The following is a 15,702-nucleotide window of genomic DNA, read 5'->3' on the forward strand; positions in this document are numbered from 1 at the left end:
TGTTAATAAAGCACCTATTCTTTAATTTCAACTACAATCCTGACCTTATATTTCTCAATTTCAATCTGTTAATCTTCCGAACATGACTGGGCAACGCCCAGGTATACAGGTGCAAGGGTTTTAGCAGAAACGCTTGAATTTCCTTGCACTTGACAGAGCAAATATGTTGTTCAATTATTAGGGAACCAGATGTTTATGTTTTATTCAGCAAGCCCTATGCTAGATTTTCTTCAAATAATAAATTCTCAGAGACATACTAAAACATTTTTGATAGCCTCATTTTTTCAGAATGCTTTCAATTTATAGACTTAGACGATATAAAGTAAATTTTATTTTCATTTTTTATTGAAAAAGAAATAATAGTACTACTTTTAAAACCAGTTTTTTATCAAATACTTATAATCTAAACTATTTACAGTATGAAAAAATTATCTCTCACCAATGCAGAGTTTAACCATTTGCGCGACATTTACTTAGGCGAATTGGATAAAGCATTAAAAAGGGTTGAGCACCTAACAGCCATACTAAAGAAAATTAATGCCGATTTTGATCCCCCCAAGGAGGAGGAGCTTATGGCTCAATACCAAAAGCTAAAGCCAACCAAACCTTCGGCAGAGAAAAAGGCTGTGCCCAAAAGAAAAGTTGCAACAAAGAGTGCAGCAAAAAGAAAAGCTGGAGCAAGAACCAGAAAACCAATAGTTGATAAGGGGAGAGGTAAGGATAAAGTGAAATGGAACGATTTTGTTATAAAAGCTATCAGCGATAAGAAGTCGCCATCTTTATCGTCCGAAATTTATGAGCTGGCACTAAAGGAGTTTAAGGTTCCTCAAAGCGATGCCCCCAAGGTAAAGAGGGTAATTTCTGGGGCACTATCTAAATTGGTTACCATGGAGAAGAAGTTGCAAACGCAGAAACTTCCCAACTCACGCGAGAAATGGTATGGTTTGCCCGGTTGGTTCAACGAGAAGGGTGAGCTTAAGCCCGAGTTTGCTGCTAGGGAGAGTAAGTAAAGAGAATTGCATAAAGCCAAAAACGCAGGATCTCTTCCTGCGTTTTTTATTGCCTATCGCGATGCTGCCACCAGTTCTTCGAGTAGGTGAGGGTTCTTTTCGATGGAGTTGCCAACCACAACCATCGATGCGCCTGCCATTCGTATTGCGTTAGCTTGCTTTGGCGTTTTTATGCCTCCTCCTACTATCACTGGGATATCAATACTATCGCAAACAGTTTTTATAAACGTTTCGGGAATGGAGTCCTGGGCGCCGCTTCCCCCTTCGAGGTATATGGTTTTTAAACCCAGCTGTTCGCCAGCCAATGCCGTTGCAAGGGCAATGTCGGGTTTGCTGCTGGGAATAGGCGATGTGTTGCTCATATACTGTGCCGATGAGGTTTGGCCAGAATCAATCAGCATGTATCCGGTAGGGATAACCTCCATCTTGCTTTCCTTTATTGCTTGCGAGGCGATTACGTGATTGCCGATGAGGTATTCAGCGTTACGACCCGAGATTAGCGAAAGGAGTAGTATGGCATCGGCAGTTGGGGTAAACTGAAAAACACTACCGGGAAACAGCACCGTTGGTATTCTGCAGTTACTTTTTATGGTTGCTATGGTTTCCTCCATTCCTCGTTTTACAAGGCTGCCTCCAACCAGTATTAAATCAACACCAAGGCTCTCCGCCTTTGTAACCAAATCGGGGAGGTTGTCCGTTTGTTTATCGGGGTCAATAAGTAGCGCAAATGCGCCCCTTGAGCTTTTTATGGTGGAGTATACCATGGCTTACCAAACTAAAGTTTTAGGATTACAGCACACCCATACCACGTTAAAGTACTCCAAGTATTGGTAGTTGAGAAGGAAGTGTTGAATGGTATTGCCAAGGCGAACCGAAGCCTCTAGCTTTCCTTCGTCAGATAAATGTTCGATAGGTTTTAGCTCCATATCGGAGCCGCCAAGGCCACTCATCCCCGGTAGCTTGTAAATGGCTTCCTTTGCGCTCCATATCAGAGCAAGCCTCCGATTGTCGTCGTTATCAACCCATTTCTTTTCTCGTTTCGAGAGATATTTATCCTTAACCTGGGCAAATGGCCGGGCAAACGATTCAATATCGATGCCTACATGGAACTTCTCACTCATGATAACCGCAACAAATGGATAGGAGTGTGTTATGGAGATGTGCGACCGCGAATGGGCTAAAAAGGGACGCCGGGTAGGGTGATACATCACATGCCCCTCGTACCCAAACTCCCTAAGTAGCGAGCGTGCGGCCAACCACTCAAGCCTTCGTCTTTCGTTGGTAATACGGGCAAGCCCCGGAAAATATGTGCCACCTACCTTCTGCTTTAGGGTCTCCTCGTCCTCTTCAAGTCGCCACACGCCAAGTATAAAGTCTTCAGTTCTATGTAGGTGTTTTATGGCCATAGTAATTATTCTAGTGGTTCCACTCTATGGTTTCCATTATGTGTACAACATCTTTCCCAAAGAAATCGATGGCCGGTGAGAGTGAATCCTTATTGGGATTTACCGAGAAGTAAAGGGCTCCTCTAACAAAGTGTTTTACCGAGTCGGTTACATAGAACTGCCATGAGCTGGCAGTATTCCCCTTTAGGTTATATAGCATTCCGTAAACCTTTTTCTCTGGATCTTCAAAAAACTTCTCGCTAATTGCTTCGGCCTTAAGCGCATGCTTGTAAGCTAGGGTGCGAGAGTCTTCAGTTAGCGAATCGAGTCGGTTTTGTGCCTCCTTATAGCTTATGTGTATACGCGCCTTGTACTGTGGAAAATCGATATTCACCCAGTAATCCTCTGCAATTTTTGAGTCGTCGTTAACAAGCGTTCCGTAGGTTGGGTAGGAGAAACGGTAGGGATAGTGCGCCGAGTCTAAAAGTTGGTACTCCTTCTCAGGAAAGTCGATACGGAAGTAGCCACGGGGTTTGGGCGTTGAGCCTCCACCACAAGCCTGGAGAAGGATTACTCCAAGGATAACGAAAAATATGATTCTGATTCTACTCATGCTGATTTATATGCTTGTCGATGGACACTTTTATTCTTCGAATACGCTTGTTGTCAACCGAATCGATGGTGAACTTGAAGTACTTATGATTTATTGTATCGTTTTTACTTGGCAGGTGTCCAATCATTTCAAGTATAACGCCGGCAAGAGTTTCGGCCTCACCCCTTACATCATCAAAAACCGAATCGCTTACATTTAGCACCTTGGCAAAATCGTTGAGCAGTATTTTCCCCTCGAAAAGGTAGTTGTAATCGTCAATCTTAGTGTACAACGATATCTCCTCATCCGATTCGTCCGATATCTCCCCAACTATCTCCTCCAGTATATCCTCCAACGACACTATCCCGCAGGTTCCTCCATATTCATCTACCACAATGGCAAGGTGAATACGGTTTGCCTGGAATTCCGACAGGAGCACATTTATCTTTTTGCTCTCGGGGATAAAGTATGGCTCCCTAAGCAGCTTTTGCCAGTTAAAATCGTCTGGTTCGTCAATGTGGGGTAGCAGATCCTTAACGTATAGCACTCCCCTTACCTCATCGAATGAGTTCTCGTAAACGGGTATTCGGCTGTACCCCGACTCAACCACTACCGATTTTAGCTTGTTGAAACCAGTTGTTTTATCGAGGGCAACAACATCAAGCCTTGGCTTCATGATCTCTCTAACCTCGGTATGCCCAAAGGTCACAATCCCTTTAAGTATCTTTTTCTCCTCGGGATGATGCCCTGAGGTAATCTCAAGTGCATCGCTAAGCTCATCGATAGATATATTTCGCTTTTGGGAGAACCTCCGATTCATTTGTGCCGTTGACGAAACCAGCAGGTAGTTGAAGGGCCTAAACACCTTGGTGATGATAAAAAGTGGAAGGGCCATAAAGCGAGCAAAGGATAAGGACTTGCTCGTTGCCAGAATTTTTGGTATTATCTCGCCAAATAGCAGTAGGATAAATGTTATTACCACAACTTGAACAACAAAACCAATGATTGGCGATTGGCTAAAATCGATTGTTGCGTTGGTAATGAATGCCGAAAGTATAACAATACCAACATTGATGAAATTGTTCGCAATAAGTATGGAGGCAAGTAGCTGCTCCGGTTCTTGGAGCAGCTTTATCGCCACAGCATTGGTTTTGGTAGGGTTATCCTCCAGGTACTTTAAGTTAGCAGGACTTAACGAGAAGAATGCCGATTCTGAACCCGATACTAAGCTAGATAATACTAGGAGAATCACTAGCACTACGATGCCAAAAATTATTCCCAGAGTGATGGGGTAAAACGAGATGTCGGCCAAGATTAATATGTTGGCTAAAAAATGATCGCCAGATTCCAAAATGCAATAGTTTTGTTAAACACTAAACCTCCTTGATTTAGAAAGGAAGGTCATCTTCGGGTTCAGGCATAGGTGGTTCGGGCTTGTCGGTTCTTTGGGTGTTGGTTTCTGGGGCGTTTTGCTTAGTATTGTCCTGAACCTCACCCGTTGAAGGGCCTAAAAACCTAAAGTTTGTACAGTACACCTCGGTGAAGTACTTTTTCACACCGGTCTCCTTATCGTCGTATGAACTTGTGCGTAGCCTGCCCTCTACATAGAGCAACTTGCCCGACTTTACGTACTTCTCCACAATCTCAGCCTGATTTCGCCAAACCACAATGTTGTGCCACTCGGTTTGGGTAACCTTCTGACCGTTCTTGTCGGTATACGTTTCGTTAGTAGCCAAGGGAAAACGCGCTACGGCAATGCCACCCTCTAGGTGCCTTACATCGGGGTCTTTTCCTACATTGCCCACCAGAATTACTTTGTTTACGCTCATAGCTAATTTAATTTAGGGTTTGTACAACATACAAATATAAGCATAACAATTAAAAATGAGCACACCTAAAGGTTTAATATGCTATCTGTCATTAACCCAGTTGATACCTATTCGGCTTGTTTTTTTCGCCATCCTACTTCGTAGTAGGTTGGCTTTTCTTCAATGGCTTTTTGCAAAAATTCTTGCGGATAGCCTGTACCCTTTGGCCATGAATCTATCCTAATCTCCTCCCGAATATACCTGTCGTTGTATTTAACCAGCAGGTGCTTTGCAAGCTCTCTCCATTGCTCAGCAACTTGCTCTGCATTGTCGGCGCTAAACGATGTGAGGTAGTCCTCCATCACCAATTTGTTGGTCTCGTGTAGCACTTCGGCTGCCTTGTCGATGGCTGGAACCATAGCAAATACACGATCCTCCAGCTGGCGCTGCACCTTAAGGATATCATCAATAACAAGATTGTACATACCGTACGAGATATTATTAACGGTTGAGAATACCCAGAAGGCCGATTCCCATGAAAATTCAATGGGGCTTCCTCCCTTGAGCGATGGGGGTACTGCATTGGTTGCCATGTAAAACGGCATCCAAACGGTGGAGTAGGTGTCGTCAACCGAGTACCACGCTATTCCGCCTATGGCATCGGGTAACCAGCTTCGTGCCTGTGTGATGTACGAGAAAGCTGTTTGGGTTTGCGATACGGTGCGCTCCCAAGCGTATTGGGTTGAATCGCCTTCGAGGGTAAAGGTTAGGGGACGCCAGCGATATGGATTACCAAATGGGCCAGCTGCGATGCCTTCGCCTGTATAGTATGGTGTGTTATGGAAATGATCGCGATGGAAAGCAATTACATCCTGAACGCTAATCTTCTTGTCGGGCTTAATGAATAAGGGGTAGGGCTCGGCACCCTCAACGCATCGCCAGTAATCGGCCGAATACTCTGCCGATGGAGCAGCTCTGTTGAAGATGCTCCAAACACGGCCCTCGCACATTAGAAGCGAGCGTGGAGAAACCGGGGCGTAGGCATCAACAAAGCTAAAGTCTTTGTCTTTACCCTTGAACCAACCCATTTGGCGAGCAAAATCAACCACATCGTCGGCCCACATCCAATTGTCCTTATCTTTCCAATTAACTTTTCTAATCCTAGCTTGGTTTGCATGAGCAGCTATGTAACCATCGGGTACCCTGGCTGCTACCCACACTGCACCCTTGCCGTGTTCGCCTTTCCCAATAAATTCGAGCACCCATGCTTCGTTCTTATCAGCAATGGTGAACGACTCGCCGGTATCGCTGTATCCATACTCCTTAGCGAGTTCATCCATTATTCGAATGGCATCGCGAGCAGAACTTGCTCTTTGCAGGGTTATGTAGATTAGGTTACCGTAATCGATAAAACCATTTCCACCATGAAGTTCTTTTCGTCCGGTGAAGGTGGTTTCGCCTATGGAGACCTGCTTCTCGTTCATATTGCCCACTACCTTATAGGTTCGTGGTACCTGCTTAATGGTGCCAATGTATTTACCCTCACGGAAGCTATATAGCCTCAGCGAGTCGTCATTGGCATACTCGCCCCCTGGGTAAAAATGTAGTGGAGCCATAAAACCAACCACATCGTAGGTCCAGCTGGTTATTACGCTACCATCGGCACTGGCGCCTTTCGAAACGAGAACGCTTGTGCACCCATTGCTAGGCATAGGAGCTATTAGTAATAAGAAGGTAATTGACACGAATAGTTTGGCAAGCAAAGTTTTCATAACTTAATTTTTTATTGAGAAAGCTACAAATATAAGTCCTTGCTTTTTGCTAAAAAAGTAGAATCGTGCTCAATTCGTGTTCAATACTTAGAAAGGCTGCACCACGTTGGGCTAGCCGTTGTTCAGAAAATATTTGGCAGCTGGTTCTGCAGCCAAAAAATTATCGATAAGCTTGGGGGTGGAGTAGTGGCTTACCTCGGACGTTGGCACCATGGTGCACTCCTGGGATAGCTTTTTGGAAATGGAATTAGTTCTTCTATTTATACAGGTTTAAACGTTTACTACTCAACTGCATTGGATACACTCTTTGTTAGCAAGTGTTGTTTATTTGAAACCATGCTTTTTATCTATTCAATAACTTGTTTTATTATGGCAAAGTAAATTTCAAGTGGGAACAAACCTACTTCAGCCCTTCTTTTATCAACATTTTCTGGTTCAATTAGAAATGGTGCATAGTATTCTCCTGTTTCTTTATTGCGTTCAACTTGAGTACCGTATATCTGCTTTTCCCCATTTGCTAATGCAACCCGATCCTCTAGGTATGCCAAATCTTTTGAAAAAGCATTTCCTTCCTGAACCGCCTGTCTCATCATTGGCAAATATTTCTCTTGAGTTGCAAGGTCAGAATGCTGAATAACAAGAAAAAGAGTAGAATTACCTTTTTCGCCTACGACATCAACGCCAAGCCAGCCATTCTCATCCAGTATATTTTTAACTACTATTTGATTTAAAGAGTCTTTTTCATTGATGATTTTCCATAAAGATTTTACTTCATCAGATTCCCCACCGAATTTCTTTTCAATTTCTACTAGTAGGTTGCGATACTTTTGGTCTTCATAATAAATGCTATCAAGGATTGCTACTAGAATTTCGTTTTCTTTCTCCCCTGTATTTACTTTTGTAACCGTTACTTGACGTTCTTCCTTTTGATTAAGATTGTGAGTTTTCTTAATCTTATCAAAACACATTTCTGGTTCTTGTCCATTTGTGACATTAAGAATTGTCAGGCTTAAGGCTATCAGTAAGTTGATTCTTTTCATTCTCTTTTTTCTTCGATGTAGTTTTAATTATGGCTTTGATTTCCCCTCCAAAAAGCATTTGCACCCAAGTGCACTAAAGGGGATTATAAAAGTACTTGTTTACCTTATTAACCCAGACTCTCCAACTATTGATATTTTTAATAAAAATTGGTACTTTGCAATAGCCCCTGAAAATCTATTCCAATTACTGTCCTAGCGCCGAAAGGTGTAGTGTGGTGCCACTAAGCTTAATTTTATAGGGCCATTGTTCTTCGAGTACAGGCTCGGCTTTTCTCCCCCACTGCATCTCTATTGGCCAATGATCAGTAGGTGCCCCGCTAACAACCAGCCATAAGTGTTCGGTATCCTTAGGGACATCAAATTCAACTTCATCTTTTGGCTTGCTATACATTGGGCTATAAGCACGTTTACCGTTTTTTAATGAAGCCACAAACCCATAGCGCCATCCAGCGAATTGAGTTTTTATCTGATTGTAGCCTTGAGACCCAGCAATCCCTTCAAACATAAGCTTAATCTTAGTTCCACTAGCAGGCAAGTTTAGTTTAATGCCATTATAGCCATAATTTTGGGGGCATTTAGTTGAGTCGATCCTAAACCAATCATCTTCCATTTGAATAAGTGTTGTGTAATGCTGATTAGCATAGTTACTTGCTATCTCATTAACTCTTTTCAGATCCCAAGTTATGAATTTGCGTGATGCATCAAAAATTTCATCATTAAACTGTTCCTGCGAGATATTGGTTATACGCTTGTATGTTGCAACTGGGTCTTCATCAGCCTCAGTTCTTCTACTTAGCTCTCCATAAAAATCTTTTCCATGCTTTTGGGACCAGTACTCTAACACGTAAGGCGAATGATACATATTTGTGGGGTGCAGGAACGCAAAATGCGTCTTTCCCATAAACCCTTCAAGGTGATAGTTTTCAAATGTCATCCACTCAGGATATACCTGCCAAAGCATATACTGAGCAGACATCTCCATAATTGGGCCTCTAGGACCAACTCCACAATCAAATCTACTTAAATACTGGAAACTATGAGCCATTTCATGAGCAAGAGCTCCGTAGGGAGTTTTGTTAATTCTAACGGCAGGAGTCCAAATAGCACCCACCTTTTCCTCTAGTCCACCGCCAAAAGCCGTAGCCTCATCGCCGCCAAAAACAAATACAAGTAGCTTGTATTTATCGCTCAGCGATTCCCCTTTCTTCACCATCTTGAGCTCATTCACATAGTATCTATAAATCCTGTCGCATTCATTAAGCGCGAATGTTACATCGAAGCGTTTACTTTCATCGGGGTTAAGCAAGGGATTTGCACCATACTCTTTATGCCAGAAAATGGCCACATTATTGGTTTCCTTCATTCGTGAAAAGCTAAAATCGCTTTCGTTGTTCTCGTAATCATTCCCTTCGGGCACATATATTATCTGAGAGGGTAGGTACAACTCCTTCAGAGGTTCTTCAATTTTAGGCTCGCTCACATTGCAGCCACAGGCATACAAAGCCATTGCAAGTATAGTAATAAGCGCAACTTTCTGAAAAGTATTAATTCTTCTCATTACTTTTTGGGGTTAGAAATGGTTGAAAATAAACAGAATATTTAGTAAATAATTTCGATCCTGAATTTATAGCTATACTCCTGTGGGAATAGGGTATAGTGTGGGTATGCTCTTTGCCCCCAGCTAGTGTCGCCACCCACCCCCGTTTGGCCTAAATCTATGTTGATGCTTATCAAATCTCTTGGGGTAATATCAACATAATGCCTTTGCCCTTTGGTAAGGCCTGGGTCAAAATCGTCGATTCGATTATGATGAGCGCTAAAACTAATCAACGAATCGGCAACAAATCGTATCCCATTCCCTTTATCGTTGGTGAATTCAACAAAGCGCACATCGGTTCGGTAGCCATTTTCCTGTGGACGAATATATGGGAAATACAGCTCGCTCACGGTAGCATGGTAAACGCCCACGGTTGATGCTGTTTTTCGGTCACTATAATTCTCATGAGGGCCTCGTCCAAACCACTTCACGTTGCTGTACTCCGATAGTATTTCGAGATTGGTGCCAAACCTGGGGAGCTCGGGCAAGTTGTCTTGGCCTGGGGTAAATTCTGTTTCAACCCAAATCCCATTTTTTGTTGAGATTGTGTATCGAGTTTTAGCTGTTGAGGCAACATCGGGTAACCAGAAAGTAAACTCTACATAAACGCTATCGGGTGTTACAAGCTTTACTTCCTTGCTAGTCAAAATTCGGTTCTCGCTTGCATTCTTCCAAGGCTCGCATCGCTTTTGCATTCCGTTACCAAAATCATTATCGGTAGGAGCACGCCAAAAGTTGATGCTAGGGCTTTGCTTAAGTATATTCGTACCTCCGGCCTCAATGCTTTCAAGCGTACCACGCTGTGTGTTAAAAGATAAACCCCACGCTGAAGTGTTAATTTTCACCAACTTGTCATCTTGCACCACAGATATCTTTGCCTCTTTTTGAGCTACATGAGCACTTGGCGCTAGAGGGCCAACGGCAAATTGCTCATAGGCAACTAGGTGCCCTACAGGAACCATTGCGGTTTCTTTGGTTGTGAAAACATAAAAGTTTATATGATACTCGCTTTCTGGTGTAATGTGCTGCTGTAAGTGAGGTAGTTCAATGGTTTGAGTATGGTATGGCTTCAAGTTCATTATATCTAACATCCCCATAGTATGTTGCTTTCCATTTTTAAGCAGTTCCCATTCCACACGGTAGTCCGACAGATTTGTGAAGTCGTACATATTGGTAATGGAAAAACTTAAATTGGCAGGATTGCTTGACCTAAACAAAACGTTTTGATAAACCTTTTTCACCTCGTACAATGCGGGATGCGGGCTTCGGTCGGGGTTTACCAGCCCATTAAGACAGAAGTTGTGGTCGTTTCGAACGCCTTTAGGCTCTAGGTCACCGCCATACCCCCAAAACTCAACCCCATTTTCTTTTCGTGTAAGAAGTCCTTGGTCAACCCAGTCCCAAATAAAACCCCCTTGAACTTGTGGATGCTCGTATATAAAGTCCCACAAATCAACCAAATTGCCATTGCTATTTCCCATTGCATGGGAATACTCGCACCAAATGAAGGGTCGATCTTGAGGTTTAGAAAGGTACTCCTTACTAATATGATCCATTGAGGCATACATCCAACCAATAATATCGGTATGCCGTTCTAAAATATTAGTCATGCGTTCAGCACGGTCGTAATGAATTGGCCGTGACTCATCGCGCGATTTAATCCATTTGTATCCTTGTAGGAAGCTGATTCCGGTCCCCGCCTCGTTACCCATCGACCAGACAATCACTGAGGGGTGGTTCTTGTCTCGCTCCACCATTCTTTTCATTCTATCTATATGAGCAATTCTAAACTCTTCCCTGTTGGCCAATGTTTTGTCAATTTCGTAGCCGTACCCGTGAGATTCAATGTTGGCCTCATCCCAAACGTAAAGGCCATGCTCATCGCACAGGTTATACCATAAGGGATCGTTGGGGTAGTGTGATGTTCGTACAGCATTGATGTTATGCTGCTTCATTAGTTGTATATCTTTTACCATAGATTCTTCAGAAATAACATGTCCAGCTATAGGATCATGCTCATGCCTATTAACACCTTTCATTAAAACGGGTTTTCCGTTAATTAGCAGTTGCCCATTGGCAATTTCTGATGTTCTAAATCCAATCTTCGATCCTGTAAGCTGTACCGTCGCGCCCTTTCTATCCTTAAGTGCGAGTACTAAGTGGTAGAGCGAGGGGGTTTCGGCCGACCATGCTTTTACATCTTTTAAAATGTACGCAAATGACACAGATTCATCCTTGCTGGTGAAGGCCACAGGCTTAGTCTCTTCGTATACTAGTTTATCGTTATCGTAAAGCATGGCCGTAAGAGCCATACTAGAGGGTAGCCTTTGCTCGTGACTGTGCAGGTCAACCGTTAGGTCAAGAACTCCATTTTGGTAAGATTTATCCAACGTGGACATTGCAAAAAAATCGCGAATTCGAGTTTTGGGCGTTGAGTACAGGTAAACATCGCGCTGAATGCCGCTGAGCCTCCAAAAATCTTGATCTTCGAGGTAACTCCCGTCACACCAACGGTACACCTCTACAGCAAGGGTGTTTTCCCCTCTTTTCACATAATCGGTTATCCGGAATTCAGCAGGGGTTTTGCTACCTTGGCTATAGCCAACCTTTTGCCCATTAACCCAGATGTTGAAAGCGGAGTTAACGCTTCCGAAGTGGATAAATACTTCTTGATTCTTCCATCCTTTGGGAACGCTGAAGGTTACTCTGTACGATCCAACGGGATTGTATGTGCTATCAACATAAGGAGCATTCTTTGGGAATGGATACCCATTGTTAATGTACACTGCATAGTCATACCCGTGCATCTGCCAGTTAGCCGGTACGGGAATCTGATCCCAGCTCGACACATCATAGTTCGGCTTGTAAAATTCACTGGGGCGCTCACTTGGCTTGGCCGACCAATTAAACTTCCATTGTCCGTTCAGTAGGATAAAACTTTTGGAGTTGATGTAGTCGCCTCGTAAAGCCATATTCAGATTATCGTACTGCATAAATGTGGCTCGGGGAGGCTCTGTGTTAATGCTTATAACATTGGGGTTATTCCACTCATTGGCAGCTAAAAGTGAGCAGTTTACCAGAGGTAACAACATCAGGTACAGAAAAAATTGTTTTGAACTCATAGGGCGTATTTTTGTGCACAATAAATAATTCTACTCAATTGTCAGAGGGCATAAACCAAATTTTCTTTTTCTGATTCACTTCATTTGCTGTTAGCTAGTGGCTTACTCCCGGATGTGTCGTGAATTTCCAGCGAAACGCTTATGCAACCATTTGTTGAGGGCAATTAGTGTAAACAGAACCACAAGCCATTGCATAATCATGTTAGCTGTACTAGATAATTTTAGTGGATTCCACCAGTTCTGCGGATCGGAAACTACTGATCCATAGATTAACCAGCCCAAAATTGTAAGTATTACAAATGGGTTTAGGTAGGTCATTACATTGTACCACCGACCAATTGTAATTTTTGAGCCAGCCTGGTTTATATGATCTCTACGGAGTTTCTCCACACCAAACTTTATGATTACTACCGAAGTGAAAAGTCCGCTTAGCAGTAGAGCAACACCCCACACGGTGTCTTGGTTGTTAAGAAAATCAATGCTGTAGGCTGAAGGGATACCGCATATAAATGCAACTCCGCAAACAATAGCCACTGCTTTTTTTCGAGGGAAACCTCCTGTAGTTAGGTTGGCAACACCCACTTCAACTTGCGATATGAGTGATGAAATGGCAGCAAATGACAGGCACAGAAAGAAAACAATGGCAATTACAGCTCCTCCTGGCATTGAGGTGAATAGTTCGGACATATAGATGAACGTAAGCCCCACATTTCCCGATTCAAGGGCCTGTTGAGCGTACTGCATATCGGGTGCCAATGCAAAGATTGTTGGCAAAATGGCAAGACCAGCAATAACTGCAACCAGCACATCGGCCATTGCTACAATATACATGCTACCCCCAATGGGACTTTTTGGCTTGGTGTAAATAGCATAGGTCATCATGAGAGCCCACCCAGCACCAGTTGACCAAGCTGCTTGTGTAAAACCTTCGAGCCAAATTCTAGGGTTTAAGAGTGAACTTGTATCTACCTGGAATAGGTACTTAACGCCTAATGATGATCCTGGTAGGGTTAGCGCCCAAACAGCCGCTACAACAAGCAGTACTCCAAGTATGGGCATTAAAATTTTTGTAAAACGTTCTATCCCTTTAACTATCCCTTGGTAAAGTATAACAAACGTACCGAGCATTGCCAGAAAATGGTAAAATATTGTTTCTGTTGGGTTCGTTGAGAAGGTCTCCCAAAGAGCTCTGGTGCTAACACCTGATGTAAACTTACCTTGAAGGGCTACCATAACGTATTTTAATGTCCAGCCTGTGACCACAGAGTAGTAAAAGGTTATGGCAATGCATACAAATGCTAACCAAGCCCCCACCCAGGAGTGTCCTCTTCCTGCCACATCACCTATTGCTCCAATGGATCCTTTTCGGGAATATCGTCCAATTGCCATTTCAGACATTAGCAGAGGAACCGAGAAAACAATCACTGCAATAATTAGTACAATTAGAAATGCACCACCACCGTTAGCAGCAGCCATTCGGGGGAATCGCCATATGTTTCCTGTTCCAACGGCCATAGCCACTGCCGCCATTAAAAACCCTAACTTATTTGAAAAAAATTGTTGTTTCCCTTTCATCCTATAGGAGGTTAATGGAAAAATTGGATCAGATGAAGTTCGCCTATTCTAAATTGTAACCTTTAGCAAAACGCCAGGTCGATTTGAAGTTCTTCTTCACGTCTTGCTCAAGGAGTACTGCTCGTAAAAGTTCCACAGGGATATTATTCTGCTGCATAATCTTATCGTGAAACTCTCGGAAGGTCATCTTCCCCGAATCCACCAGTTCGGCCCGTAGCGCCTGAAACTGAATGCCCCCAATCATATAGGCAAGCTGGTAAAGCGGGTCGTAGCGTTGTGTAAACGACCGGCGTACCTCTGCCTCGGCATTAGCTTGCTCGTGCCCCACCTCATTCACCAGAAAGTCAATACATTCTTGTGGGGTCATCTCCTCCAGATGATACCTGAGTGAAAAAATTATACGTGCTGCCCTGTGCTTACGCCAAAACAGAAAGCCCATCTTGTCTTCAGGGGTTTTGGGCAATCCCTTTTCGTAAAGCAAAAATTCCCAGTACAATGCCCACCCCTCGAGCCAGAATGGGGTTCCCAGCTGGTTCCTGTAGGGCTTGTAGCGCTGGTTCATATATCCTTGAAGATGATGACCAGCAATTAGTTCATGATGTACGGTGGCCATACAGAAATGTGGATTGTTACCCCTCAGGCTCATCAACTTGGCTTCATGCGGCATGGTGTTGGTGGGATAGGATATACTAATTCGTTCTCCTCCCAAGAAGAAGGGATTGATCAACTGCATTTCAGGAGACATCATTTCCATCCGCCAGGTCTCTTTGGCCATATCGGGGATAGTAAGTAGGTTGTTGTCTTCAAGAAACGCAATAGCCTCCTCGGCAAGTTTGTTGATTGTAGCGGGTAAATCTCCTGGGGGGAGATACTGATCCTTAACGTGTTCAAGTGCTGCTCGCCAGTCGTTACCAAACCCCATCTCTCTGGAGGCGGCTATCATCTCTTGGGTACACCATTCGAATTGTTTTTCGCCTATTGCTAGCAGCTCCTCGGGTGAGTAAGGGATAAACTCGTACTGTAAACGCTTGATTAGGGCTTTTCTTCCTTCGGGTTTTCCCACGATGTCGCTTCCATCATCTTTTGCTAGCTGAGAAGTGTAGTGGTTTTTGAGGGCTTCCTCGTAATCACCTAATGCTTTTTCTAGGCTTTTGTATGCCGATTCGGTCCACCAAGTAAACTCTGGATGGTAACCAAAGTAAAATTTCCAAGCTTCGGTAAGGTTAAGCCGTAAATCCTTTACAACGTTCGACGCAAGCTCTGCTTCCATCCACGATGAAAACGCATTCTGTGGCGATAGCTGAGTGAGGGCGTACCTTACCTTGCCTTCGGTTTCATGAAATAGAGCCGCCTCTTTGGCTCCGGTAACAGGGCTGGCTCTTCGCCTTGCACGAATGAACGCGTACAAATCTTCAGCAAAACTTGTTACGTGTTGTACTTGTTTAAAGTCTTCAGTTCGCAGATTGTGTAGAAATTGATCCCTCTCCAACCTGTTCTTGAACAGCACATAGTCTACCTTTCCGTCTCCAGACAGGCCTTTGTAATCGATACTTTTTAAAACGTTAAGCCAGTAGGTGTAATGCTTGTTGATGCGTTCGTAGTATTCCTGTGTTTCCTTCAGGGTATATTTCCTTTCTAGAGCGCCACGATCGGCATGATACCTTGCGATGGGTTCATATAGGTCTGCTGGCTGGCCCAGTAATGCTATGTGGCTAAGGATGGTAATAAGAGTTAGCCCCCAAATTCTTTTCATTCTAGTAGCAATTAAGGTTAGTAACATCTCAAAGAAATGGAATGCATT

At 43.5% G+C, this 15,702-nt stretch carries 12 protein-coding genes; 1 reads left to right on the forward strand and 11 read right to left on the reverse strand.

Annotation, left to right across the window (positions count from 1 at the left end; translation table 11 throughout):
- Window positions 1–419: 419 nt before the first annotated feature.
- Window positions 420–1,010, forward strand: coding sequence for a hypothetical protein (locus G8O23_RS12375; RefSeq protein ID WP_166365280.1), 591 nt, complete (start codon window positions 420–422; stop codon window positions 1,008–1,010).
- Window positions 1,011–1,063: 53 nt separating this feature from the next.
- Here G8O23_RS12375 and G8O23_RS12380 read toward each other — a convergent pair whose 3' ends face one another.
- From G8O23_RS12380 to G8O23_RS12430, 11 genes are all read right to left on the reverse strand, one after another.
- Window positions 1,064–1,774: a geranylgeranylglyceryl/heptaprenylglyceryl phosphate synthase gene (locus G8O23_RS12380; RefSeq protein ID WP_166365282.1), complete on the reverse strand. Its 711-nt coding sequence runs from the start codon at window positions 1,772–1,774 to the stop codon at window positions 1,064–1,066.
- A 3-nt stretch (window positions 1,775–1,777) separates the two neighbouring features.
- Window positions 1,778–2,416: a 4'-phosphopantetheinyl transferase family protein gene (locus G8O23_RS12385; RefSeq protein ID WP_166365284.1), complete on the reverse strand. Its 639-nt coding sequence runs from the start codon at window positions 2,414–2,416 to the stop codon at window positions 1,778–1,780.
- A gap of 10 nt (window positions 2,417–2,426) precedes the next feature.
- Window positions 2,427–3,008 carry a gliding motility lipoprotein GldD gene (gene gldD / locus G8O23_RS12390; RefSeq protein ID WP_166365286.1) on the reverse strand — a complete coding sequence of 194 codons (582 nt, stop codon included), beginning with the start codon at window positions 3,006–3,008 and terminating at the stop codon, window positions 2,427–2,429.
- Window positions 3,001–4,338, reverse strand: a complete 1,338-nt coding sequence (gene gldE, locus G8O23_RS12395) for a gliding motility-associated protein GldE (protein ID WP_166365288.1) — start codon at window positions 4,336–4,338, stop codon at window positions 3,001–3,003. Before gldE ends, gldD begins: the two co-directional genes overlap by 8 nt.
- Window positions 4,339–4,375: 37 nt before the next feature.
- Window positions 4,376–4,816 (reverse strand): single-stranded DNA-binding protein, encoded by a 441-nt coding sequence (locus G8O23_RS12400; RefSeq protein ID WP_166365290.1) that lies wholly within the window; start codon window positions 4,814–4,816, stop codon window positions 4,376–4,378.
- Between the two features lie 107 nt (window positions 4,817–4,923).
- Complete coding sequence (locus G8O23_RS12405) at window positions 4,924–6,567, reverse strand: dipeptidase (protein WP_166365292.1); 1,644 nt, start codon at window positions 6,565–6,567, stop codon at window positions 4,924–4,926.
- A gap of 347 nt (window positions 6,568–6,914) precedes the next feature.
- Window positions 6,915–7,607, reverse strand: a complete 693-nt coding sequence (locus G8O23_RS12410; protein WP_166365294.1) for a DUF6624 domain-containing protein — start codon at window positions 7,605–7,607, stop codon at window positions 6,915–6,917.
- 184 nt (window positions 7,608–7,791) lie between these two features.
- Complete coding sequence (locus G8O23_RS12415) at window positions 7,792–9,165, reverse strand: DUF6055 domain-containing protein (protein WP_166365296.1); 1,374 nt, start codon at window positions 9,163–9,165, stop codon at window positions 7,792–7,794.
- A gap of 41 nt (window positions 9,166–9,206) precedes the next feature.
- Window positions 9,207–12,326: a glycoside hydrolase family 2 TIM barrel-domain containing protein gene (locus G8O23_RS12420; protein WP_219932508.1), complete on the reverse strand. Its 3,120-nt coding sequence runs from the start codon at window positions 12,324–12,326 to the stop codon at window positions 9,207–9,209.
- A 102-nt stretch (window positions 12,327–12,428) separates the two neighbouring features.
- Window positions 12,429–13,901: a sodium-dependent transporter gene (locus G8O23_RS12425; protein WP_166365298.1), complete on the reverse strand. Its 1,473-nt coding sequence runs from the start codon at window positions 13,899–13,901 to the stop codon at window positions 12,429–12,431.
- 43 nt (window positions 13,902–13,944) lie between these two features.
- The gene (locus tag G8O23_RS12430; protein WP_166365300.1) at window positions 13,945–15,654 is read right to left on the reverse strand and encodes a DUF885 family protein; all 1,710 of its coding nucleotides are present in this window, start codon (window positions 15,652–15,654) and stop codon (window positions 13,945–13,947) included.
- Window positions 15,655–15,702: the final 48 nt, after the last annotated feature.

This window comes from Perlabentimonas gracilis, assembly GCF_011174675.1.
In the GTDB taxonomy this organism is placed as follows: Bacteria; Bacteroidota; Bacteroidia; order Bacteroidales; family Tenuifilaceae; genus Perlabentimonas; species Perlabentimonas gracilis.

Excerpts from the sequence above, each read along its gene's own strand:
- G8O23_RS12380 (WP_166365282.1), bottom strand. The coding sequence starts at position 1,774 with ATGGTATACTCCACCATAAAAAGCTCAAGGGGCGCATTTGCGCTACTT.
- G8O23_RS12385 (WP_166365284.1), bottom strand. The coding sequence starts at position 2,416 with ATGGCCATAAAACACCTACATAGAACTGAAGACTTTATACTTGGCGTG.
- G8O23_RS12375 (WP_166365280.1), top strand. The coding sequence starts at position 420 with ATGAAAAAATTATCTCTCACCAATGCAGAGTTTAACCATTTGCGCGAC.
- gldD (WP_166365286.1), bottom strand. The coding sequence starts at position 3,008 with ATGAGTAGAATCAGAATCATATTTTTCGTTATCCTTGGAGTAATCCTT.
- G8O23_RS12400 (WP_166365290.1), bottom strand. The coding sequence starts at position 4,816 with ATGAGCGTAAACAAAGTAATTCTGGTGGGCAATGTAGGAAAAGACCCC.
- G8O23_RS12415 (WP_166365296.1), bottom strand. The coding sequence starts at position 9,165 with ATGAGAAGAATTAATACTTTTCAGAAAGTTGCGCTTATTACTATACTT.
- G8O23_RS12425 (WP_166365298.1), bottom strand. The coding sequence starts at position 13,901 with ATGAAAGGGAAACAACAATTTTTTTCAAATAAGTTAGGGTTTTTAATG.
- G8O23_RS12410 (WP_166365294.1), bottom strand. The coding sequence starts at position 7,607 with ATGAAAAGAATCAACTTACTGATAGCCTTAAGCCTGACAATTCTTAAT.
- G8O23_RS12430 (WP_166365300.1), bottom strand. The coding sequence starts at position 15,654 with ATGAAAAGAATTTGGGGGCTAACTCTTATTACCATCCTTAGCCACATA.
- G8O23_RS12420 (WP_219932508.1), bottom strand. The coding sequence starts at position 12,326 with ATGAGTTCAAAACAATTTTTTCTGTACCTGATGTTGTTACCTCTGGTA.
- G8O23_RS12405 (WP_166365292.1), bottom strand. The coding sequence starts at position 6,567 with ATGAAAACTTTGCTTGCCAAACTATTCGTGTCAATTACCTTCTTATTA.